A 22468-nucleotide genomic window follows, 5' to 3' on the forward strand; every position below is an offset into this window, starting at 1 on the left:
TATCAAACTACCAACAGCGTCTTAATGCACGACGCGATCAAACACCAGTTCGCCATCTCGCGTATCGACGGGAATCACGTCCTTCGGTCCGAACTTGCCGGCCAGGATCAGCTTCGCGACCGGGTTCTCGATCTGCTGCTGGATCGCGCGCTTCAACGGACGCGCACCGAACACCGGGTCGTAACCAACCTTGCCGATCAACTCGAGCGCGGAGTCGGACACATCGAGTTGCATCTCCAGCTTCGCGAGCCGCTCGTGCAGCCGCTGCAACTGAATCTTCGCGATCGACTGAATGTTGCTGCGGTCGAGCGAATGGAACACGACAACGTCGTCGATACGATTCAGGAACTCCGGCCTGAAATGCAGCTTGACCTCTTCCCACACCGCGTCCTTCACCGCTTCGTGCGGCTCGCCGACCATCGACTGGATCACGTGCGATCCAAGGTTCGATGTCATCACGATAACCGTGTTCTTGAAGTCCACGGTGCGCCCTTGCCCGTCGGTCATGCGGCCATCGTCGAGCACCTGCAGCAGCACATTGAACACATCCGGATGCGCCTTTTCGATTTCATCGAGCAGGATCACGCTGTACGGCTTGCGGCGCACGAGTTCGGTCAGATAACCGCCCTCTTCATAACCCACATACCCGGGCGGCGCACCAATCAAACGCGCGACGCTGTGCTTCTCCATGAATTCGCTCATGTCGATACGGATCAGGTGATCCTCCGAATCGAACAGGAACGCGGCGAGCGCCTTGCACAACTCGGTCTTGCCCACGCCCGTCGGCCCGAGGAACAGGAACGAACCATACGGCCGATTCGGGTCCGACAAACCCGCGCGCGAACGGCGGATTGCGTCGGCCACCGCGCCAATCGCTTCGTCCTGGCCAATCACGCGTTCATGCAGCTTGGCTTCGATCTGCAGGAGCTTGTCGCGCTCGCCCTGCATCATCCGCGACACAGGAATGCCCGTGGCGCGCGACACGACTTCCGCGATTTCCTCGGCGCCCACTTGCGTGCGCAACAGGCGCGGCCGTGTGGGATTGCTTTGCTCCGCGGTTTCAGCTTGCGTCACCTGCTTCAACTGCGCTTCGAGCCCCGGCAACTTGCCATACTGCAATTCGGCGACTTTTTCGAGCTTGCCTTCGCGCTGCAAACGCACGATATCGGCGCGCACTTTCTCGATCTCTTCCTTGAGCGTGGCGCTGCCCTGAACGGCGGCTTTTTCCGCCATCCAGATTTCCTCGAGATCGGAATACTCGCGATCCAGCCGCTCGATTTCCTCCTCGATCAATTGCAGGCGCTTCTGCGATGCATCGTCCTTCTCCTTCTTGACCGCTTCGCGTTCAATCTTCAACTGGATCAGGCGACGGTCGAGCCGGTCCATCTCTTCGGGCTTCGAATCGATTTCCATCTTGATGCGCGACGCCGCTTCATCGATCAGATCGATAGCCTTGTCGGGCAGGAAACGGTCCGTGATATAGCGATGCGACAGCTCCGCCGCCGCGACGATCGCCGGATCGGTGATCTCCACGCCGTGATGCAGTTCGTACTTTTCCTGCAGGCCGCGCAGGATCGCGATGGTCGCTTCCACCGACGGTTCATCGACAAGCACTTTCTGGAAACGCCGTTCGAGCGCCGCGTCCTTCTCGATGTACTTGCGGTATTCGTCCAGCGTGGTCGCGCCGATGCAATGCAGTTCGCCGCGCGAGAGCGCCGGCTTCAGCATGTTGCCCGCATCCATTGCGCCTTCGGCTTTACCGGCGCCGACCATCGTATGGATTTCATCGATAAAGACGATGGTCTGCCCTTCGTCCTTCGCGATGTCGCTCAGCACTGCCTTGAGGCGTTCTTCGAACTCTCCGCGATACTTCGCGCCCGCCAGCAGCGCGGCCATATCGAGCGAAAGCACGCGTTTGCTCTTGAGCGATTCCGGCACTTCGCCGTTCACGATCCGCTGCGCCAGACCTTCCACAATTGCGGTCTTGCCCACGCCCGGTTCGCCGATCAGCACCGGATTGTTCTTCGTCCGGCGCTGCAAAATCTGGATGGAGCGGCGAATTTCATCGTCGCGCCCGATCACCGGATCGAGCTTCCCGGCGCGCGCGCGCTCGGTCAGGTCGACCGTGTATTTCTTCAACGCGCCGCGCTGGCTTTCCGCGTCCTGGCTATGCACCTGGCCGCCGCCGCGCACGGTATTGATCGCGGCTTCGAGCGCCTTGCGCGTCAAACCATGCTGCTTCGCGATGCGGCCGGCTTCTCCTTTGTCGTCGGCCACGGCGAGCAGGAACATCTCGCTCGCAATGAACGTGTCGTTCAGCTTCTGCGCTTCCTTGTCGGCGCTGTTCAGCAAGCCGGCGAGATCCCGGCTGACCTGGACGTTGCCGTCCGTGCCCTGAACTTGCGGCAAACGCGTCATTGCGTCTTTCAACGCGGTTTCCAGCGCCTGAACCTGCACGCCCGCTTGCGAGAGCAGCGAGCGCGCGGAGCCGTCCTGCTGTGCAATCAGCGCAGCAAGCAGATGAACCGGTTCGATATATTGATTGTCATTGCCGACCGCGAGACTTTGCGCGTCGGCGAGTGCTTCTTGAAACTTGGTAGTGAGCTTGTCGATTCTCATATTGAGACCTCCAAATCGGGATGTATTCAAAATGAGGCGCGATCGGGCACTTTCAAGCGCTTCGATGCCCGGAAACGGCAATTTTTTGCGTAAATCGTCAAAACGGGCGGGGACGGTGCGGTCAGGCCTCGCGGCTTGAAACCGGAGTGCCGGATACGCGACGGCGCGCGGTCAGTGAACGAGCGCGCCGGCCGATATGGAGCCGCCAGCTTAACTTCGGCCAGCGATCTGCCCGGAAATGCCTGCATCCGTTTTTAGGGAAGGCGCGAACCGCATGATACCGAGCAGGCCCGCCAGTTCGTCGGCTGGCGATGCCAGATCACCGATGGTATGCCTGTCGAGTTCCGCGAGGAAAGCATCCCGCGCCGCCGCGAATACGCCCTTCAACTGGCAATGAGACTGAATCACGCAATGGCGGCGGGACTCGTTTTCACCGGCAAAGCAACCGACGATGTCAAAGTCGCTCTCCGTCTTACGCACCACCTCGCCGATGGTCAAAAACGGCGTGCGGGCGTCCAGTCTCAAACCGCCGTTGCGGCCGCGAACGGTTTCCACCCAGCCAAGTTCGCCAAGCCGCTGCACTACTTTCATCAAGTGATTCTTCGAAATGCCGTATGCCTCCGAAATCTCCTGGATCGTCGAGAGACCTTCCGGCCGAACGGCGAGATAAAGCATGACGCGCAACGAATAGTCGGTGTAATCGGTTAGTCGCATGAGGGTAATCGCGTAAATGGTCGCGTTATTCAGCCGCGTTCCCCGGGACGCGCGTGCAGCCGGCTCGCCAAACAGCGCCCCGGATTCAAGCCGCTATTGATATGGCGCGTGCGTGAACCCGGACTCAGCATGCTCGGTCATCGATGCGGCAAGCGGTCGCTTCCGGCTAAACAGGTTTCGAGCTTGACGTCGATTATCATGAAAGCCGGCTCTGCAAAAACCGCGAAATTGCATTTTGCTAACGGCGCTATTCTGCGACAGATTTCAGGTTTATTCATCCTTCCCGAAATTGCTTATGGAATGTGCCGCGAAATTAAAAGGGCCGGTTCAACATGCTGAATATGTTTGCTGCTGAATTCCCGGCGCTGCGCCGCGTTTAAATCACCGCCTCCACATGTCGAAAGATCTCGCTGTCCAATCCTCATCACCTGCGCCCGCTTCACAGCCTAGCGAAGCGAATATCCGCGAACTCGTTGACGCTTTCTACAAGCGTGTGGACGATGACCCTTTGCTCGGCCCGATATTTTCAAGCGAACTGAGTGGCCGATGGGATGCTCACTTGGCGAAGATGACGACTTTCTGGTCGAGCCTGGTTCTGGGAACGAAGGACTATCGCGGCAATGTGCAGGAAGCGCATCGGCCGCTTGGCAATATCGAGCCGCAGCACTTTGCCCGCTGGCTCTCGCTTTTTCTCGATACCGTCCAAAACCGTTACGAACCTGCCGCAGCCGTGCAGTTCATGGAACCGGCGCTGCGTATTGCGCAAAGCCTGCAATTGAGTAAGTTCGGCTGGGACTACCGCATTCCTGACACGCAGCTTGCGTTGCTGGCGTCGCTCAAACGCTTGCGAAGAGGCGAGCCCGCCGGGCATGAAACAGAAGCCGATCTACCCGATCGGAGCAGCGGCGCGCCATTCCCTGTGAATGTGACGGGCGTCGAGAACAACGGGTCCTGAGCGTCGGAGCTTAGTTCGCGCCTTTGGGTCCGCCGGCACGCCACCGGGCAAGCGCGGTATCGTCCGACTCGCGTGCATCGACCCATTTCTCGCCGTGTTCCGTTTTCTCTTTTTTCCAGAACGGCGCCTGGGTCTTCAAATAATCCATCACGAAAGCGCAGGATTCGAACGCTTCGGCCCGATGCACCGCGGTCGTCGCGACCAGCACGATCTGATCGAGCGGCAACAGCTTTCCCACCCGATGCACAATCAGCACGTCAGAACCCGTCCAGCGTTCCCGCGCCTGCGCTGCAATCTTCTCCAGCGCCTTTTCGGTCATGCCGGGATAGTGCTCCAGCTCCATTGCCCGGACGCTCTGGCCTTCGTTTAGGTCGCGAACCGTTCCCACAAAGCAGGCGACCGCGCCGACCTTGGGGTTATCGGCACGCAGCGCGGCAACTTCGGCGCTGATATCGAAATCGGCTTCCTGCACGCGGATTCGGGTCATCTCAACCGCCCGTCACAGGTGGGAAAAACGCAACCTCGCAGCCTTCCGTGATGCGCCGCGACGGGTCCGTCATCTCGTGATTGCACGCCATTCGCAGCGTGCGGCCTTCGGCGAGCGTTTCGGCCCAAACACCGCCGCGCGCGCGCAGCCAGGCGCGGACATCGCCCACGCTTGCAATCCCGTCCGGCACTTCGACACTTTCGTTTGCCACACCGAGCGCTTCGCGCACGCTCGCAAAAAACCGCAATTCGACTTTCATGATCACCTTCAACGCATCAATTCTGAAAACGGGATAAAACGCACGATTTCGCCTGTCTGGATGGCGTGATCGGGCGGGTTATCGATGAGGCCATCGCCCCATACCGTCGATGTCAGCACCGCCGAGCTCTGGTTGCCGAACACGTCCAGGCCGCCCGCATCGTTCACGCGGGCGCGCAGGAATTCGTTGCGCCGGTCGCCCTTTTTCTGCGTGAAATCCGCGCGCATGGAATACACGCGCGGCTTTACCGTTTCCACGCCCGCCAGACGCAGGATGAAGGGCCGCACGAACAGCAGGAACGTGCAGAAACTCGAGACCGGATTGCCCGGCAAGCCGATAAAAAACGCTTCTTCCCCAAGCCGCGAAGCCTCGCGCCGAACCGCGCCGAACGCCAGCGGCTTGCCGGGTTTCATCGCGATTTGCCACATGGAGATTCGCCCTTCGGCTTCCACGGCGGGTTTGACATGATCCTCCTCTCCCACCGATACCCCGCCGCACGTGAGGATCAGGTCATGGTCACGCGCCGCGCGCCGCAGCGTTTCGCGTGTCGCGTCCAGCCGGTCCGGCACGATACCCAGGTCCGTCACGTCGCAATCCAGTCTGGCGAGCAGCGCGCGCAGCGTAAAACGGTTCGAATTGTAGATTGCGCCCGGCCGCAGCGGTTCGCCGGGCATGGTGAGTTCGTCGCCGGTAAAAAACACGGCCACGCGCACGCGGCGCACGACTTCGAGCGTGGCGCATCCCACCGACGCCGCCAGCCCGAGCGCCTGCGGTGTCAGCCGGGTGCCGGCGGCCAGGATGACGGAATCGCGGCGAATATCGGCGCCCTGCTGCGTGATCCACTCGCCTTCTGCCGGAGCCTGGGAAAAGCGCGCGCGGGAATCGTCGAGACGAACCATTTCCTGCATCACGATGGTGTCCGCGCCCGGCGGCACGGTCGCGCCGGTAAAGATCCGCGCGGCCGTGCCGGCGGCGAGCGGCTCGGCCGCCGCGCCGGCCGGCACCCGCTGCGACACCGGCAGCGTGACGCCGTTTGCATCGGACGCCTGGGCAAGATCGGCGGCCTGGACCGCATAGCCGTCCATGGCGCTGGTGCGCATGGGCGGCACGTCCAGCGGCGACACTACATCGGCGGCGAGTACGCGCCCGAGCGCGTTGGCGGTATCGACGGTTTCCGCGCCATCCACCCGGCGCGCGGCTGCGAGCAAGGTGGCGAGCGCATCGGCGGTGGACAACATTGGCGGGCGTGAAGCAGCGGGCATGATGGACATCGGCGGGAATGTTTGGTGAACCGTGAAATGGGCGGAGCAGGAAAACGGCGCGTCCGAAGCACTTATTGTAGCGAGGCAACAGCCAAACGCGCTGATTCGCTCCCGCCCGATCCGCAGGCTCCCAGACCATTCGGCAGGTATCGGCGCCCTTCCCAGCCATGCCGCGCGCCCCGGCCTCGGTGATACACTCGCACGACACTTTCAGACTTTTCCCCTATGAAATTCTGCTCCGTCTGCGGTCATGAAGTCAGCCTGCTTATTCCGCCCGGCGACAACCGCGAACGTTTCGTCTGTGGCAACTGCGGCACGGTGCATTATCAGAATCCGCGCAACGTGGTCGGAACCGTGCCCGTGTGGGACGAAAAGGTCTTGCTGTGCCGTCGCGCGATCGAACCGCGCTACGGCTACTGGACGCTGCCAGCGGGTTTCATGGAGATGAACGAGACGACCAGCGAAGGCGCTTCGCGCGAGACGCTGGAAGAAGCCGGCGCGCGCGTGGAGATCCAGAGCCTTTTCACGCTGCTCAATGTGCCGCACGTTCATCAGGTGCATCTGTTTTACCTCGCGCGCCTGCTGGACCTGGACATCGATGCAGGCGAGGAAAGCCTGGAAGTGAAACTCTTCGATGAAAGCGAGATCCCCTGGGACGAGATCGCATTCCCGACCGTTGGCCAGACGCTGCGCTTCTTTTTCGCCGATCGCGCCGCCGGCACCTATTCCCTGCACACCGGCGACATCTTCCGCTCATTGCGCGAAGGCTGAGCGGCGAGCGCATCATGGTTCCATGGCTCGCTTCCGACGATCCGTTTCCTCCCGTCGAGCGCGCGCTCGGCGAGGCGAGCGGCGCGCCGGGTTTGCTCGCGGCGAGCGCGGAGCTGCAAGGCGCGCGGCTGGTCGACGCCTATCAGCACGGGATCTTCCCCTGGTATTCCGATGGCCAGCCAGTGCTCTGGTGGAGCCCGGACCCGCGCATGGTCCTGGTTCCAGACGAATTCAAGGTCTCCGATTCGCTGCGCAAGACGCTGCGGCGCGTGTTGAGAGACGCAGCGTGGGAGATCCGCGTGGACCATGATTTTGCGGGCGTGATGCGCGCGTGCGCGCAGACGCCGCGCGAAGGCCAGCGCGGCACGTGGATCACGGCGGATATCGTGGAGGCGTATTCGTCGCTGCATCGCGAAGGGCGGGCGCACAGCATTGAAACCTGGTTCGAAGGCAAACGCGTCGGCGGTCTTTACGGCGTGTCGTTCGGACGGATGTTTTTCGGCGAATCGATGTTCGCGCATAGAACCGACGCCTCGAAAATCGCGCTCGCGGGACTCGTCGGACACTTGCGCCACCATAAAATAGAGATGATAGACTGCCAGCAGAATACGTCGCATCTGGCGTCGCTGGGCGGGCGCGAGATCACGCGGAAAGCTTTTTTGAGACATTTGCGCGATGCCGTGTTCGAGCCGCCGATACCCTGGCAGTTCGATAAATCGGCGCTGCTCGCAACGCTCGGCGCGCAAGTGTCGTTGTGAATGCGGGTTCGCGCGGAAAGCTGAAACCGCATTGAGATCAGCGGCGCCGATCGAAGATCATTGAGTAATTTGCATTGTGTGCCTTGCTTAACAGCGACGTTTAACCGGCAACACAGCGAGACGACAGAAGCCTAGAACGAGAGCTGCCAACGTGACTCACCCCAATGAGCTGCCGCTTTCACCGCTTTCGGCGTTGCAATTCTATGCAACGGCGCCGTATCCCTGCAGCTACCTCGACGGGCGCATTGCGCGCTCCCAGGTCGCGACGCCAAGCCACCTGATCAATTCCGACGTCTACACCGAGCTCGTCAAGGCGGGTTTCCGGCGCTCGGGCGTGTTCACCTACCGGCCCTATTGCGACGGCTGCCGCGCGTGCGTGCCGGTGCGGCTGCCCATTGACGGATTCAAGCCGAACCGTACTCAGCGGCGCGTCTGGAAACTGCATGGCGGGCTCGTCGCGAGCGTCGCGCCCCTGCACTACGACGAAGAGCATTACACACTCTACATGCGCTACCAGTCCGCACGGCACGCGGGCGGCGGCATGGACCGCGACAGCCGCGACCAGTACGAACAGTTCCTCCTGCAAAGCCGGATCAACTCGCGGCTCGTGGAATTTCGCGAGCCGGTGACGGCTATGGAGGGCATGGAAAGCGGCGACGGCAAGCCCAACAGCGATCCCCCTGAAAAGGGCGTCCTGCGCATGATCAGCATGATCGACATCCTTGGGGACGGTCTGTCCTCGGTCTATACATTCTTCGACCCGGACCTGCCGCATACCAGCTTCGGCACCTACAACATCCTGTGGCAAATCGAGCAGGCGCGCAGCCTCGACCTGCCGTACGTGTATCTTGGCTACTGGATCCGCGAAAGCGAAAAAATGGCGTACAAGGCCAACTTCCGGCCGCTCGAAGGATTGATCGACGGCCGCTGGGGGCTGCTCGATCCCGTCACGATGCACTCCGCCGGAACACCGCCAATGCCCGGCAAGATGGCTGCGGACAAGCCGCGTCGTTGATGAAGGATCGTCCTGCGGAACACGGCGCTTCGTTCCCCATTTTCACCATTCCGAAACAGCTTTTCAGCCGCCGCCGGTAAAGCCGTTAAAATGGCGCGTCTCAATTTTCGCCGTTCCGGCCTCTTCTCGTGTTCAGTTCCCTCTACCCGCTTGCCCGCGCGCAACTTTTTCGCATGGATGCGGAAGATGCCCATCACCTGACGCTGCGCATGCTGGGCGCCGCTGGCCGCACCGGGCTTGCCGGCATGCTCGCCGAGCGCGCCCCCGATTCCCCGCGCACGGTCATGGGCCTGAACTTTCGCAATCCCGTCGGGCTGGCGGCCGGGCTGGACAAGGAAGGCGCGTGTATTGACGGGTTGGCGTCGCTCGGGTTTGGATTTATCGAAGTGGGAACGGTCACGCCGCGCGCGCAGCCCGGCAATCCGCGTCCGCGCATGTTCCGGCTGCCCGACGCACAGGCGCTCATCAACCGGCTCGGTTTCAATAACCGCGGCGTCGACCAGTTCGTGGAGAACGTGCAGGCCGCGCGGTATCGCGGGATTCTGGGGCTGAACATCGGGAAAAATGCGGATACGCCGATTGAGCGCGCCGCGGAGGATTATTTGTATTGCCTCGAGCGCGTGTATCCGTTCGCGAGCTACGTGACCATCAACATCTCGTCGCCCAATACGAAGAACCTGCGCCAGTTGCAAGGCGCGGGCGAACTCGACGCGCTGCTCGGCGCATTGAAAGACAAGCAGCAACGCCTCTCCGACATGCACGGCAAGCTCGTGCCGCTCGCGCTCAAGATCGCCCCCGATCTCGACGACGAACAGATCAAGGAGATCGCCGCCACCCTGCTGCGCCACAAAATAGACGCCGTGATTGCGACCAACACCACGTTGTCGCGCACGGCTGTCGCCGGCATGAAACACAGCGACGAAGCAGGCGGATTGTCCGGCAAGCCGGTGTTCGAGGCATCGAATGCGGTGATTCGAAAACTGCGCGCGGAGCTCGGCGACGCGGTGCCGATCATTGGCGTGGGCGGCATCATGTCCGGCGACGATGCGCGCGAGAAGCTCGCGGCGGGCGCGTCGCTGGTACAGATCTATACGGGCTTGATTTATCGCGGACCGGCGCTCGTGACCGAGTGCGTCGAAGCGCTGGCGAGTCACGGCGCAGTTGTCTGAGGCGCGTTGCATCACTACCTGACCTCATACCCACATGAGGAATCGATATGAAACCGCGGCTGCGATTTCGCTATCATCGCCGCACTTCGGATTTACCCAACACAGATTCAGACAAAGGCAAACAACACATGAAACTGACCTTCTTCAAGAAAGTACTCGTGGCAGGATTGATCGGCGCGTCGCTCTCGGCTGTTGCTCATGCCGAAGACCTGCTGGATTCCGTCAAGCAGCGCGGTACGTTGCGCATTGGGCTGGAAGGCACCTTTCCGCCGTTCAACTCGAAAACGCCGCAAGGTGAACTGGTCGGTTTCGACGTGGATATTGCCAAGGCCGTTGCCGCGAAGCTCGGCGTGAAGCCCGAATTTGTCACGACCGAATGGAGCGGGATCATTGCCGGCCTGCAGGCAGGCAAGTTCGACGTGATCGTGAATCAGGTCGGCATCACCGACGCGCGCAAGCAGACGCTCGATTTCTCGCCGGCCTACACGTATTCGAATGCGCAACTGATCCAGCGCAAGGACGACACGCGTGAGTTCAAGACGCTCGATGACCTGAAGGGCAAGAAGCTCGGCGTGGGTCTGGGCACCAACTACATGGACATGGCGAAGGCGGTTCCGGGTATCGATGTAAAGACGTATCCGGGCGCGCCGGAATACTTGCGCGATCTGGCGTCGAACCGGCTGGACGCCGCGTTGAACGACCGATTGATGCTCGCGTACCTGATGAAAAATTCGCAGTTGCCGCTGCGTACCGGCGCGAATGTGGGTCCGGGCAATCCGTCGGGCATTCCGTTCAAGAAGGGCAATCCGAAGTTCCAGAAAGCCATTGACGACGCGATGACCCAGCTCGAAGCCGATGGCACCTTCACGAAGATCTCGGACAAGTGGTTCGGTATCGACGTGACGAAGCCCGCCAAGTAAGCCTGTCAAGCAGCAACCGTTTCTTTTACGCCTTCGGCATCGGGGCGGCGTCTTCCTGATGCCGCCCTTGGCTTTTGATGCCTGCCCGACTGTCACGAAGCCAACTTCATTCCCTCATGTCCACGACATCTCTCCTCGTTCAATCGATACCGGCTCTTGCGCAAGGCGCCGTGCTGACGATCAAGTTCGCGGTCTACTCGATGTTTTTTGGCCTGATCGCGGCCATCGTGCTCGCGGTCATGGGTATCAGCCGCAGCAAGACGCTGGTGGGTATCGGGCGCGCCTACGTGAGCGTGATGCGCGGGACACCGCTGCTGGTGCAGATCTTCGTGATTTACTACGGGCTGCCGAGCATCGGGATTTCACTCGATCCAACGCCGGCCGGGGTCATCGCGTTGTCGGCGAATGCCGCGGCTTATTTGTCGGAAAGCATGCGCGGGGCGATTCTCGGGATCCAGAGCGGGCAGTGGCTCGCGGCTTACAGCCTTGGACTTTCAAGGACGCAGACGCTGCGCTATGTGATCGGGCCGCAGGCGCTGCGCATTGCCGTGCCGAGTCTTTCAAACAGCCTCATTAGCTTGATCAAGGATACGTCGCTGGTGTCCGTGATTACGGTGACGGAATTGCTGCGCAGCGCTCAGGAAGTGATCGCCGCCACGTATCAGCCTTTGCCGTTGTATCTGGCCGCCGCCGTGGTTTATTGGGTGCTTTGCAGCGTGCTGGAATTCGTGCAGCGGCGGTTCGAGCGACGGTTGGCTTTGCCGGGAAGGCATTAGCATCACGGCGCTGGGGAACGCCTGACGCCTATCCGTCCAGCCGCGCCCCGAATCTTCCCAGGCGGGGAAAGTAGTGGCGCTCGGGATCCAGCGAATACGCCACCCTTCGTGCCCGCCCCATCAACTCATCGCGCGGGAAAAAACCAAAATACCGCGAATCCGCGCTGTCGTCGCGGTTGTCTCCCAGCATCAGATATTGTCCCTTCGGCACCGTGACCGGTCCGAACGAGCGTCGCGGACTCGGCGCCAATACCGATAACCTCACGACATGCGAAACGCGTCCCAGTTTTTCATCGAGATACTCGCCCGGTGACGATGCGTCGCCCGCCACGCCCGTGATGTCGGCCGGCTGATACGCGGCCCGCCTGCCATCGATATAAAGCACGTTGTCACGCATTGCGACCACGTCGCCGGGAAGGCCGATCAGCCTTTTTACGATCAGCTCGTGCGCCGCCGACGAATCCACGGTCACGATATCCCCGCGCTGCGGATCATGAAGATGCAGGATCGCGATGTGCGTGAACGGCACGCGCAAATCGTAAGCCATCTTGTCGACGACAATCCGGTCGCCTTCGCGAATGGTCGGCAACATGGAACCGCTCGGAACCACGTTCCAGTCCGCAATCGCACTTCGAAACAGGGCCATCAGGACCAGAAACGCCACCAGCTTGCGATTGTCGCGCCAGAGTCGGGATAAGAATCGCATGGTAGGAATGCCCGGCAGGTGAAGACGTCGCAGGGTATCGTGCAAACCTGAAACGACGCTTAAACAGGGTCGTACGTCAAGCCGGTCCGTCACTCGGTTTCGAACGGGAAACGCACGCCAAGATCGCGGCGGGCGGCGTCGGTGATGGAGATCATCTGCATCGATACCGCATGCCGCATGACGGGACTTTCAGTCGCCCCGCTTCGCAGCAGTTCGCAGAAATGCGCGGTCTCGTAGTTGAGGCCGCCGCCTTCGAACGGTTCATCGAGCTCGACCGTGCGGCCATCGAGATAACGAATGGTCGCGCGCGCCGGGTTCCACCAGTTCTCGTGAATCGTCACGGTGCCGCCCGTAGCTGCGAGCAACGCGTCGCCCTTGCCCTGAAGATCCATGCCGCAAAACAGTTGCGCCACGCCGCGTTCGTGCCGGACATTCAGGCTCGCGAAACTATCTACGCCGCTTTGCCCGAGCCGCCCGAACGTCTGCACTTCAAGCGGTTCGCCGAGCCAGTCGACCGCAAGGAACGCCTCGTAGATACCGATGTCGAGTAACGCGCCGCCGCCCATTTCCATGGAGTAGGAAGGATGGTCGAGCGGAACATTCGCGATGGAACACCCGGCTCGAACCAGCCCGATCTGGCCGACCGGATCCGCTGCAAGATGCCCGCGCAACCGGGTATAGAGCGGATAGAACGGCGGTTTCATGGCTTCCATGAAGAGGATTTTCGAGGCCCGCGCGGCATCGATCATCTGTTGCAACGCACGCGCGTTGACGGCCGCGGGTTTCTCGCAAAGCACGGCACGGCCCGCCTTGAAAGCACGCAGCGCGTACTCGGGATGGCTGTTCTGCATGGTCGCGAGATAGAGCGCGTCGATGTTGCCGAGCATCGCGTCGAAGCTCTCGAAAGCAGTTGTCTGGAACTTGTCGGCGAAAGCGCGCGTGGGTTCGGGCCGGCGCGACCAGACGCCTGCGAGTTGCGTTCCCGGTACAAAGGCCAACCCCTCGGCGAACCGGTGCGCAATCCGTCCGGCACCGACAATACCCCAACGAATCGTGCTTTCTTCATTCATCTGTTGCGCTCCTGAATTGATGGTCGTGACTCGGTCAGCGCTCATTGTCCACTAAGGGCGCGATTGTCGGGAAGCAGGAAGCGGGGGGAAGCGGAAGATGACGCGAAGAAAGGGAGTGTAACGTTTGCGTAGGGAAGAACCCTGAATCCGGCGCCAGAAGCGCCCGGCCACGAATGACGTGACCAGAATCCGGGCAGCCCTCGCTTGAAATCCGCCGGTACTGTCCCGGTGTCAAGCGTGGAGCCGTGTTACGGCAGCCTGCGGAATCAAGCGCCCGCTGACTGCGATTCGCCGACAGGCGGAGAAGAATCATCCTCGCGCCGTTCAAGCGAAAATGCACGCCCGACTTCCTCGGCCGTGACATCGATCAGCCGGCTCATCGCGCGTTCGGCCGCAGCGGCGTCGCGTGCACCGATCGCTTCCACGACCTCACGCTGCGCGCCGAGCGTCGCTTCACGCATTGTCGCAATGCCTTCCACGATCGGATACACCGTCACCAGCGCACCGCGCACGATAGCGGTCATCTGCTGGAAGAACTGATTGCCGCTCGCCGCGACAATGCGCGTGTGAAGCGCGACATCGGCGGCCTGGAACTCGGGCTCGCCTGTTTCGAGCGACGACAGGGCGTCGAACGCCTCCCGAATCCCGGCAATCTCGTCAGGCGTTGCACGCGCCGCCGCCAGGGCAGCCGCACGCGGCTCGATCAACATGCGGAACTCGATCACGTCGCGCAGGAACGCCTGATCGGGCGTGGCCCGAAAGCGCCAGCTCACGACGTCTTCATCGATCAGCCGCCAGTCGCTCATCGGCCGGATGCGCGTGCCCGTCTTGGGCCGCACGTCCAGCATGTGACGCGCGAGAAGCATGGAGAGCGCCTCTCGCATCACGGTCCGACTGACGTCGAACTCCTTCGACAGAACGTCCTGCGGCGGCAGGATCGCGCCATACTTTTGTTCGACGATGCCCGATACGAGCCCGTCCATCACCTTGGCTACCAGTGATCGCTCTTTATTTTCGTCCATCACCCCTCTCCCCTTGCGCCCTGCATTGTGTCCCTGCGTATCCGGCAAGCTTCCCCAAGCTCCCGGAACCGCACGCCTGAGCCGTGCCAATGAACCGGCAATGCCACACCGTGCTCGATAAATTGCGTGTTCAATACCGCGAACGCCAGTCGGAAAGTCCCTTTGAAGGGTTATCCCTGCCGGCGCCGCAGCGCTGCTTCGGCAACCGCTGTAGTAAGTACTCCGTGCTTCCCTGTTGCCTTTGTGCCCCGCCTTGACCCGCAAACTTCCTTGGAGTCAGCTTCGCTGGCCGGGTTCATGCATCCGTCTGGCGCTTCTTTTTATCCGCGACGCGTCCGTACTGATCGTCGAAGCGGACAATGTCGTCTTCGCCCAAATATGTGCCCGACTGCACCTCGATCATTTCCAGCGGCGTCTTGCCGGGATTTTCCAGTCGATGCGTGGTGCCAAGCGGAATGTAAGTGGACTGGTTTTCAGTCACGAGGAACGTCTCTTCACCTCGTGTAACAAGCGCCGTGCCGCACACGACAATCCAGTGCTCCGCGCGATGGTGATGCATCTGCAGCGAAAGCCGCTGACCGGGTTGCACCACGATCCGCTTCACCTGGAAGCGCTCGCCGTGTTCGATCGAATCGTAAAAGCCCCAGGGACGCTGCACCTTGCGATGATCGTGCGCCTCCGTACCTTTCGCGGCTTTCAGGCGGCCGACCATCGCTTTCACTTCCTGCACCCGGTCCTTCGACGCCACCAGGACCGCATCGGCCGTTTCAACCACGACCACGCCGCTCACGCCCACGCACGCCACGAGCCGGCCATCCGAATGCGCGAAGCTGTCTTCGGACCCTTCGAAAAGCACGCGGCCGCGCGCCACGTTGCCGTCTTCATCTTTACTGGACATGTCCCACACGGCGTCCCACGCACCGACGTCGGACCAGCCGGCCGCGAGCGGCACGACCACGCCCGGGAAACCCGGCTCGTGCGCAATGCGTTCCATCACCGCGAAATCGATGGAGTCCGACGGACACGCTTCGAACGCGTCGACATCGAGTTGAGTGAAGCCGTCCTGATGCAGCCCGCGTTCGAACGCGGCAATGCACGCGGCGTGAATGGCGGGTTGAAAGTGTTCGATCGCGGCGAGCCACACGGACGCACGGCACACAAAAATGCCGCTGTTCCACAAGTATTCGCCCGATGCCAGATATTGCTCGGCAATCTCACGCCGCGGTTTTTCCACGAAGCGTTCGAGCACGCGCGCTTCCATGGCGTGAGCGCTCGACCGTTCGAGCGCAGCGCCAGCCTTGATGTATCCGTACCCTGTTTCTATCTTGTCCGGCACGATGCCCAGCGTGACGAGCGCGCCGCCTGCGGCATGCTCGATCGCGGTCGCAATGGTGCGCTGGAACGCTTCGAGATCGGCGACGGCGTGGTCCGCGGGCATGGCGACCATGACGGGATCGACGCCCGGTACGGCCGCGAGCGCGGCCCACGCGGCGAGCGTGAGCGCCGGCGCGGTATTACGCGCACATGGTTCGAGCACGATGCGCGCATGGCGGCCGTTGCGTTCGATCTGCTGAGCCGTGAGCAATTTGTGCTCCGATCCGCAGACCACAATCAGTTCGTCGGCGGTATCAAATGGCATGCCTGTGTCGACGCTAACCGATCCATCGCCTGACGCATCGAGTCCGTCGAGACGGCGCAACGTGGCTTCCAGCAGCGACTCCGAACCCATGAGTTCGATCAGTTGCTTGGGAAACTGCTGCCGCGATAACGGCCAGAGACGGGTGCCGGAGCCGCCTGCGAGAATGACGGGCTGCACACGCACGCTCACGGCGCTCTCCGCGGCCGCGCTCGCAAGGGGATGGTTGGACACGTCCACGATGACTCCTGATGCGTTGAAGCTGATTGGGGGCTGAACGCGTCGAACAGGTGCGGACGCGCGGAACACACGCATCGATTGATGCGCCATTTAAGCAGGCAAATCTTTTTAGTTCTGTGCGCGCGCGAACGCCCGCACGTTGTTATGTCGTCGGTATTTCACGAATTTCACGGGCAAACACGGCGCTTGTCTGCGGTCGCGGGAAATGCGCACCGCTCATCCCGCGCCCTGCAGCACGCGTTGCCGCAAGCGCATCGCGACCTCGCGCAATTCGCTCGACTCGACCAGCGACCATCCAAGATTACCCACGACCAGAACCACGCCGATAGCCGCCATGCCTCGCAGCGAATCCATGTAGTCCGCGCATAGCGTGGCGACGACCAGGAACACGAGATGCCCCGCCATGTTGCGCAAGATGGGTTGTGGCTTGAGCTTGGAAAAGTAGAGGAACGCCGCGTAATCGAAGAAAGTTTTCGCAACTACCGCGACACCCGCGCCGAGCAGCCCATACCAGCGAATGCCCAGCCACAGGACAAGCGCGAACACTGGCAAGCCAATCCAGCCGACCCGCGCCACGTGCGCCGGATTGGCCTTGGCCTGGATCAGCACGCTCATGATGCTCGACTGTCCCGCAAGCCATACGCCAATCACAAGTACCCGTCCGACAGGCGCGGACTGCACGCCCATCTCGTGGCCGAGCCAGATGTTCAGGAACGGGGCCAGTGCGAACAGCGCAACCACCACGCACGGTGTGAATGCGCAGTTGAGAAACGCCAGCGCCTGATGCGAGAGCGCACCGGCGTGCTCGCTGCCGGATGCTGAAAAGCGCGGAAAAAGCGTGCGCAACATGGCGCTTGGCAGCAGGTTCAGGCGCGTGACCAGGTTCTGCGGCGTGGCGTAGTACGCCACGGATTTCGCGCCCAGCATGGAGCCGATCACCACCCGGTCCAGTGTGGTCGCGATCATGTTCGCGCCTGAAAACAGCAACAGCCAGCGGCCATAATTGAAAAGTTCGCGGATCAGCGGCCATTCGGGCCCGGAAATGCGCGTAATGCCAAGTGCGCGAAAAGTGCCATAGCCAAGCAGCAGCGCCGCAAGAAAACGCGCGATAACCGCAGCCGGCACGACCACGGCCAGCGAGGGCGAGAACAGATACAACGCGGCAAGCGGCAGCAATTGAAACAGGAACGTGCCGACGGTCTGGTTGGTGTTGTAGAGCGCGAACTTTTCCACGCCGCCGATCGCGCCGCTGAACACCCACGACACATTGGCGATCGGCACGGCGATCGCGATCCACGGCAGCGCTTGCAGCACTTCGCGCTGGAATGCCGGCGCGATGGTCGCAATATGCACCACGTAGATATAGGCGCCGAACCAGATCATGATGGCGCCCGCAAAACCTGTCGCAAGATTCAGGAAGAAAGCGCTCCAGAAAATGCGCTGGATGCTGCCGTCGTTTGTATCACGCGCCTTGGCGATGTGATTTTCGGTCGCCATCGAAATGCCGAGGTCGAGCACGCTGAAATAGCCGATCAACGCCCACACCAGGTTGATGACGCCATACCGTTCAATGCCCATGCCATGGATATAGGCCGGCACCGTCGCGAGCGAGACGAACACGGGCAGGATCAACCCGGCGAAATTGATCGCGATGTTCTTGATAAGACTTTTTTCCATGGAGCGACGGCCGATTGCAACGAAATCACACAGGATGAACCCGGGGACCGCCAAGAAGCTTGCGGTAATGCGCGCACGTTCAGACGTGTCGCGTAGTGCATATATTGACGCTCCGGCTTGCAAGCAGGTTGACAGCCGAACATCAGACAATTGTTGTAGGGTAAATCCCTAGCGCCCCCGGGGTCTGTGCGAATACGTACGTACCCGAGGGCGGCTTGCAATTCGTTACATTCGCTGTGCTTGCTGCGGTTCGAGAATGTCCGCATGCCGCTCCTCGCGACCTTGTGTGCGGCGGTGAACGGATGGCACAACGGTAAGCAAACGCGTCCGCCGGCGTTCGGACTCCGCAGGTTGCAGCGACGCGTCACGAACAAAATCGATAAGCGAAACCATCAGGCTTTCGCGTGCCGGATAAGAGAAACACGCATGATCGAGCGTCCCGCGATGAATCGTTTCCACGTTGCGCCACTTGCGCATGCGCCGGCCGCCCGCGCCAAAGAACACCGCGAACTCTTCCAGGCCAGCATCGGCTTCACCGTAGATGAAACGCACCTTGACGCCGCGCTCACCGAGGCCGCGGACCATCGCCCGCACGCGCGAGCCGATGGTGTCCACACCCACTGTGCGTTCCGCGATATACGCCATGCTCGCCGCGAACCGCGTGCGCATGCGTCGTGCAAGCTCACGTGCGATTGGGGCGATCTTGCGCTCACCACGCAAGACGCGCTTCCATTTGTGAGCGGTCGCAAAAGAACGGACGAACGTGCTGGTCGCGGTCCGCGGACGATTTTCCTGGCCGGCTGGCAGCATCGGATCTTCGGGGGAACTGAACCTGGGCGTATTCACCAGCGTCAGCGATCGGATGTAAGGACTGACCGTTGCAGCGTGCAGGCACAAATAAGCGCCCGAGCACACGCCGAAGCACGAAACCTCGTCCAGACCGCGCGACGCCAGATACCCGGCCGCCGCCACTACGTCGTCAACGTTCCTGCGGCTAAACAGCATGGAGAGCGGCCGATGATCGACGGGCGCCGCGCTGTCGCCGAGTGCGCCGACGTCGAAACGAAGGGACGCAATACCTTCGCGTGCAAGCCGGCGCGCAAGCGTCACGGAAATGCGGGCGTCACCAATGCGATGGGTCGCTCCCGGGTTCACGAATATGACCGAGCGGCGCGACGCCGTGCCGTTTAACGGCTCACAAAGAATCCCGAACAAGCGGCCGTTATCGAAGATGACGGGCGTTTCGCGCACGCCGTTATCGATGAGCATCGCGGCTGGTGGGTTCTTCGCGATCGCAGCGCTTGAAAGCGCGGGCGGGCCCAGCCATTCGACAATGCGCGCAATTGTCTCGCGCGGCGTTTCGGTCACGCCGGATTCCTGCATGAACGCGCTGCATTCGTCGAAGCTTTCGAGGGCCGCGTCCGCTCCGGCGGCCGAGCAGGCATCGACGAGTTTTTTTGAACGCACGGGATCGTAGGAATCGAGCACGAGCAAACGGCGCGGCGGATGCTCCACAAGCCGGGCATCGCGCAACAACTCGAATTTGCCCAATTTCGCCACGCTGGAAGCCATCAGGCGATGCCCGACAACTTCAGCGTAATCGGTATCGGCCGGCGCCCGTTCGACATAAAGGCCGCCAGTCTCAAGCCAGTTCTGCTGCAGCAGGCGCAACTCGCGAAGATATTGCCGGCCCGACAGGACCGGCGCGAGCAGCACGAGCTCACGTATATTCTCATCGGCCGCGACCTGTGCCGCGAGCGTTGCGCCAAGGCGCAATCCGCACAGCGCGACCTCGGTTACGCCGGTGGTCTGTTTCAGGAAAGCCACGGCTGCGCGAATGCTTTGCAGCCAGCGCTCGAGTTGCTCCTTGCCCGCGCCGGGATCCTCGGACTCGCCGGCGGAGTCGCCGGTGCCGGCGTAATCGAAGCGCAGCGTGGGCGTTCCAGCCGCCGCAAGCTGCTCGGCCAGCACCCGCCAGCCCTTGTGTACCCACATTGCCTCACGGCCGAACGGCTGGCACAGTACAACCCCTCGTGTGGCGGACGACGCGCCCGCGTGCAGCCAGCCAAAACAGTCATTGAAAGTTACAGGCTTCATCTCAGCATTGCGCCCCGAAAGAGCGTTGGTATTAAGTTGTGGGCGTATTACACGTTTTGTAAGACGTTCATTCAGTGCGCCCGCACACACACTTTCGACCCCGCCCTGATTTTTCCGCCACGAGCGTAAAAACCTGCTGGGAACCCGCAACGTTGCGCCATCCGATGTTCGATGTCCCACAGACGCATGTTTCTGCGGCAAGTCAAATAGCGCATCACGCCGCGCCGTGCATGCGCGGCACACGACAAAAACGCCGGGGAAACAAATGGCCACCACCTCTCACGAATCCAGTCAGCCTGCCGCGCCGTGCTTTTCGGTCTGCATCTGCACACGCGACCGGCCGGAGGACCTCGCCCGGGCATTGCGTTCGGTCGAAGCGTCGACTTATCCGGCGCATCAGATCATTGTGTCGGACGACAGTAAGGAACCGCACACGCGCGCGATGGTGACTTCCGAGTTTCCGCAAGTTGTGTTTCTCGAGGGACCGCGCCGCGGACTGGGCGCAAACCGCAACAACGCGCTCGACGCTGTCACCGGCACGCACGTGGCGTTCATTGACGACGACGCTACCCTCTCCGCTGACTTCCTCGCGCGGACGGCGCAGTCGCTCCAGAATGGCGGCCAGCATCCGGAAAAACTGATTATTACGGGTTACGAACTGAATCACGGCACGCGGATTTTCGCGAATGCAGTCACGTTCCTAGGTTTTCAGTCTCGGCCTTATAAGGCCGGCGACTATCACAACACCGTGGTCATCAATAGCGCCGTGTTTCCGGCCTGGCTTTTCAAGGTGATCCGTTTCGACGAACATCTCATCTATGGCTACGATGAAGTCGATATCCTGATGCGCGCCACGCTGCAGGGAAAATGCGCGGTCCGCACGCTGCCTGAAGTGTTCAATTGCCATTATCCGTCGATGGTGAACCGCGAGTACTACGCCTCGTTCGTGGAGGCTTCGCGCATCTACGTGACGCACAAGCGTTACCGCTGGTTTGAACGCAATCGCACGAAGGCGGCCGTGTTCCTGACACTGGCCGTGGCTCACAACCTGCTGCACAACCTGCGCGCACATGGACCGAAGGGCCTCTCGCGCAGCATGCGCACCGTCTCGCTCGCGCGCGGCTATATTCGCCGATACACCCCGGAAGGACTCGCCCTGCAAAATGAAAATAACTGTACTTGTACCCACGTACCGTCGAACCTCGGATCTCGCCCGGTGCCTTGATGCGCTCGCGCGGCAGCAGCGCGCGCCCGATGAAGTTCTGGTCGTGTGCCGCGGCGCCGATGAAGAGACGCAAGCCTGGCTCGCGATCGAAAAATCGCGGGCGCGTTTGCCGCTCGTGAAGGTGGAGGTGTCGCAGGGCGGCCAGGTTGCCGCGTTGAATGCAGGACTGGATGCCGTCACGGGTGACATTGTCGCGATCACCGATGACGACGCCGCGCCTCGCCCGGCGTGGCTGCAGCGCATTGAAACGCATTTCGCGGACGCGCCGGATGTTGGTGGCGTGGGTGGCCGCGACTGGGTGCACGAACATGGCGAGACGCTTGATGCGTCCGAGCAGGATGTTGGCCGCTGGCAGTTTCCGGGCCGCGCGATCGGCAATCATCATCTGGGCGTGGGTGCGGCGCGGGACGTGGATTTCCTGAAGGGCGCGAACATGAGTTATCGCGTGAGTGCGATTCGCGGCGGCGCTATTCGCTTCGATACGCGTTTGCGCGGAACGGGCGCACAGGTCAACAACGACATGGCGTTCGCTTCGGCGGTGCGGCGTGCGGGATGGCGTCTGGTCTACGATCCGGCTGTGGAAGTGGATCATTATCCGGCGCAGCGTTTCGATGAAGATTCGCGTGCGGTGCGGGGTAGCCGGAGCTGGGTTGCGATCGAGAACGAGTCGTATAACCTGCATCTGGTCGTGCGGGACGAATATCGCGGGGTGCGGCGGCGCATTGCATTGATGTGGCTGATGGTCGTGGGGCATGGCGCGTGTTTGGGGTGGGTTAATCTGGGGCGGGCTCGCTTTCTGCATCGGGAAGGGACAGCGTTGCAGCGCTGGCGTGCAGCACGTAGTGGGGCGGCCATCGCCAAGAGGGATTTTGCTACGCGGCGGTTGCAGAATGCGCAGGGGGAGTTGGTCGGGTAGACCGGGGGGTTGGTGGGTTGTGGGTCGTTGGTCGTCGGCCGTTGGGGGTCCTGCTTTTTGCGCCTGCGCGCGGTCCCTGTTCGTTGGTCCTCTTTAGCACTGTTAGCCACTGTCCGTGGCGGGACTTCATTTCTTTTTCCAACGGCGAAAAAGAAACGAAGCAAAGAAAACGCC

General features: G+C 61.5%; 20 protein-coding genes. 9 read left to right on the forward strand and 11 right to left on the reverse strand.

The annotated features are described in order from the left end of the window. Positions 1–21 precede the first annotated feature (21 nt). Together clpB and AWB64_RS15610 are read right to left on the reverse strand one after the other, a co-directional pair. A complete protein-coding gene (clpB, locus tag AWB64_RS15605; RefSeq protein ID WP_060856315.1) occupies positions 22–2619 on the reverse strand; it encodes an ATP-dependent chaperone ClpB in 2598 nt (865 codons plus the stop codon). Between the two features lie 210 nt (positions 2620–2829). Then, complete coding sequence (locus AWB64_RS15610) at positions 2830–3333, reverse strand: Rrf2 family transcriptional regulator (RefSeq protein ID WP_060856316.1); 504 nt, start codon at positions 3331–3333, stop codon at positions 2830–2832. Positions 3334–3727: 394 nt separating this feature from the next. On the opposite strand from AWB64_RS15610, the gene AWB64_RS15615 reads away from it, so the two are divergent. Further along, positions 3728–4288: a group III truncated hemoglobin gene (locus tag AWB64_RS15615; protein ID WP_060856317.1), complete on the forward strand. Its 561-nt coding sequence runs from the start codon at positions 3728–3730 to the stop codon at positions 4286–4288. Between the two features lie 10 nt (positions 4289–4298). Here AWB64_RS15615 and moaE read toward each other — a convergent pair whose 3' ends face one another. Genes moaE through AWB64_RS15630 form a run of 3 tightly spaced genes read right to left on the reverse strand, consistent with a single transcriptional unit; the run spans position 4299 to position 6272 of the window. After that, complete coding sequence (gene moaE / locus AWB64_RS15620; RefSeq protein WP_060856318.1) at positions 4299–4775, reverse strand: molybdopterin synthase catalytic subunit MoaE; 477 nt, start codon at positions 4773–4775, stop codon at positions 4299–4301. A gap of 1 nt (position 4776) precedes the next feature. After that, on the reverse strand, positions 4777–5034 hold the full coding sequence (moaD, locus tag AWB64_RS15625) for a molybdopterin converting factor subunit 1 (RefSeq protein ID WP_060856360.1): 258 nt from the start codon (positions 5032–5034) through the stop codon (positions 4777–4779). An 8-nt stretch (positions 5035–5042) separates the two neighbouring features. Then, entirely contained in the window at positions 5043–6272 is a 1230-nt protein-coding gene (locus tag AWB64_RS15630; RefSeq protein ID WP_060856319.1) for a molybdopterin molybdotransferase MoeA, read from the reverse strand. A 249-nt stretch (positions 6273–6521) separates the two neighbouring features. Here AWB64_RS15630 and AWB64_RS15635 point away from each other — a divergent pair, with 249 nt between their 5' ends. From AWB64_RS15635 to AWB64_RS15660, 6 genes are all read left to right on the forward strand, one after another. Beyond that, entirely contained in the window at positions 6522–7067 is a 546-nt protein-coding gene (locus AWB64_RS15635; protein ID WP_060856320.1) for an NUDIX hydrolase, read from the forward strand. 14 nt (positions 7068–7081) lie between these two features. Further along, entirely contained in the window at positions 7082–7825 is a 744-nt protein-coding gene (aat, locus tag AWB64_RS15640; RefSeq protein WP_060856321.1) for a leucyl/phenylalanyl-tRNA--protein transferase, read from the forward strand. 151 nt (positions 7826–7976) lie between these two features. Next, positions 7977–8840, forward strand: a complete 864-nt coding sequence (locus AWB64_RS15645; RefSeq protein ID WP_060856322.1) for an arginyltransferase — start codon at positions 7977–7979, stop codon at positions 8838–8840. Between the two features lie 128 nt (positions 8841–8968). After that, positions 8969–10009 (forward strand): quinone-dependent dihydroorotate dehydrogenase, encoded by a 1041-nt coding sequence (locus AWB64_RS15650; protein WP_060856323.1) that lies wholly within the window; start codon positions 8969–8971, stop codon positions 10007–10009. A 128-nt stretch (positions 10010–10137) separates the two neighbouring features. Next, positions 10138–10929 (forward strand): cystine ABC transporter substrate-binding protein, encoded by a 792-nt coding sequence (locus AWB64_RS15655; RefSeq protein WP_060856361.1) that lies wholly within the window; start codon positions 10138–10140, stop codon positions 10927–10929. Positions 10930–11045: 116 nt separating this feature from the next. After that, entirely contained in the window at positions 11046–11705 is a 660-nt protein-coding gene (locus tag AWB64_RS15660) for an amino acid ABC transporter permease (RefSeq protein ID WP_060856324.1), read from the forward strand. A gap of 28 nt (positions 11706–11733) precedes the next feature. Here AWB64_RS15660 and lepB read toward each other — a convergent pair whose 3' ends face one another. The 6 genes from lepB to AWB64_RS15690 all read right to left on the reverse strand — a co-directional run bounded on the left by lepB (position 11734) and on the right by AWB64_RS15690 (position 20153). Next, complete coding sequence (gene lepB / locus AWB64_RS15665; RefSeq protein ID WP_060856325.1) at positions 11734–12411, reverse strand: signal peptidase I; 678 nt, start codon at positions 12409–12411, stop codon at positions 11734–11736. Positions 12412–12500: 89 nt separating this feature from the next. Continuing rightward, a complete protein-coding gene (locus AWB64_RS15670; protein ID WP_060856326.1) occupies positions 12501–13481 on the reverse strand; it encodes a Gfo/Idh/MocA family protein in 981 nt (326 codons plus the stop codon). 266 nt (positions 13482–13747) lie between these two features. Further along, positions 13748–14503 carry a FadR/GntR family transcriptional regulator gene (locus AWB64_RS15675; RefSeq protein ID WP_060856327.1) on the reverse strand — a complete coding sequence of 252 codons (756 nt, stop codon included), beginning with the start codon at positions 14501–14503 and terminating at the stop codon, positions 13748–13750. A gap of 295 nt (positions 14504–14798) precedes the next feature. After that, positions 14799–16382 carry a mannose-1-phosphate guanylyltransferase/mannose-6-phosphate isomerase gene (locus tag AWB64_RS15680; RefSeq protein WP_060856362.1) on the reverse strand — a complete coding sequence of 528 codons (1584 nt, stop codon included), beginning with the start codon at positions 16380–16382 and terminating at the stop codon, positions 14799–14801. A 213-nt stretch (positions 16383–16595) separates the two neighbouring features. After that, complete coding sequence (locus AWB64_RS15685) at positions 16596–18056, reverse strand: flippase (RefSeq protein WP_060856328.1); 1461 nt, start codon at positions 18054–18056, stop codon at positions 16596–16598. Between the two features lie 225 nt (positions 18057–18281). Continuing rightward, positions 18282–20153 carry a serine aminopeptidase domain-containing protein gene (locus AWB64_RS15690; protein WP_082850501.1) on the reverse strand — a complete coding sequence of 624 codons (1872 nt, stop codon included), beginning with the start codon at positions 20151–20153 and terminating at the stop codon, positions 18282–18284. Positions 20154–20418: 265 nt separating this feature from the next. Here AWB64_RS15690 and AWB64_RS15695 point away from each other — a divergent pair, with 265 nt between their 5' ends. Together AWB64_RS15695 and AWB64_RS15700 are read left to right on the forward strand one after the other, a co-directional pair. Continuing rightward, a complete protein-coding gene (locus AWB64_RS15695; RefSeq protein WP_060856330.1) occupies positions 20419–21378 on the forward strand; it encodes a glycosyltransferase family 2 protein in 960 nt (319 codons plus the stop codon). Beyond that, a complete protein-coding gene (locus AWB64_RS15700; RefSeq protein ID WP_060856331.1) occupies positions 21317–22294 on the forward strand; it encodes a glycosyltransferase family 2 protein in 978 nt (325 codons plus the stop codon). The genes AWB64_RS15695 and AWB64_RS15700 overlap by 62 nt, the downstream gene beginning before the upstream one ends. Positions 22295–22468 lie beyond the last annotated feature (174 nt).

It is taken from the genome of Caballeronia sordidicola, assembly GCF_001544455.2.
Taxonomy (GTDB): Bacteria; Pseudomonadota; Gammaproteobacteria; order Burkholderiales; family Burkholderiaceae; genus Caballeronia; species Caballeronia sordidicola.

Bases quoted from the DNA above. Each gene is read 5' to 3' on its own strand.
- AWB64_RS15695 (WP_060856330.1), top strand. From the start codon at position 20,419: ATGGCCACCACCTCTCACGAATCCAGTCAGCCTGCCGCGCCGTGCTTT.
- AWB64_RS15675 (WP_060856327.1), bottom strand. From the start codon at position 14,503: ATGGACGAAAATAAAGAGCGATCACTGGTAGCCAAGGTGATGGACGGG.
- aat (WP_060856321.1), top strand. From the start codon at position 7,082: ATGGTTCCATGGCTCGCTTCCGACGATCCGTTTCCTCCCGTCGAGCGC.
- clpB (WP_060856315.1), bottom strand. From the start codon at position 2,619: ATGAGAATCGACAAGCTCACTACCAAGTTTCAAGAAGCACTCGCCGAC.
- lepB (WP_060856325.1), bottom strand. From the start codon at position 12,411: ATGCGATTCTTATCCCGACTCTGGCGCGACAATCGCAAGCTGGTGGCG.
- AWB64_RS15635 (WP_060856320.1), top strand. From the start codon at position 6,522: ATGAAATTCTGCTCCGTCTGCGGTCATGAAGTCAGCCTGCTTATTCCG.
- AWB64_RS15655 (WP_060856361.1), top strand. From the start codon at position 10,138: ATGAAACTGACCTTCTTCAAGAAAGTACTCGTGGCAGGATTGATCGGC.
- AWB64_RS15610 (WP_060856316.1), bottom strand. From the start codon at position 3,333: ATGCGACTAACCGATTACACCGACTATTCGTTGCGCGTCATGCTTTAT.
- moaE (WP_060856318.1), bottom strand. From the start codon at position 4,775: ATGACCCGAATCCGCGTGCAGGAAGCCGATTTCGATATCAGCGCCGAA.
- AWB64_RS15660 (WP_060856324.1), top strand. From the start codon at position 11,046: ATGTCCACGACATCTCTCCTCGTTCAATCGATACCGGCTCTTGCGCAA.
- moaD (WP_060856360.1), bottom strand. From the start codon at position 5,034: ATGAAAGTCGAATTGCGGTTTTTTGCGAGCGTGCGCGAAGCGCTCGGT.
- AWB64_RS15670 (WP_060856326.1), bottom strand. From the start codon at position 13,481: ATGAATGAAGAAAGCACGATTCGTTGGGGTATTGTCGGTGCCGGACGG.
- AWB64_RS15685 (WP_060856328.1), bottom strand. From the start codon at position 18,056: ATGGAAAAAAGTCTTATCAAGAACATCGCGATCAATTTCGCCGGGTTG.
- AWB64_RS15615 (WP_060856317.1), top strand. From the start codon at position 3,728: ATGTCGAAAGATCTCGCTGTCCAATCCTCATCACCTGCGCCCGCTTCA.
- AWB64_RS15700 (WP_060856331.1), top strand. From the start codon at position 21,317: ATGAAAATAACTGTACTTGTACCCACGTACCGTCGAACCTCGGATCTC.
- AWB64_RS15690 (WP_082850501.1), bottom strand. From the start codon at position 20,153: ATGAAGCCTGTAACTTTCAATGACTGTTTTGGCTGGCTGCACGCGGGC.
- AWB64_RS15630 (WP_060856319.1), bottom strand. From the start codon at position 6,272: ATGTTGTCCACCGCCGATGCGCTCGCCACCTTGCTCGCAGCCGCGCGC.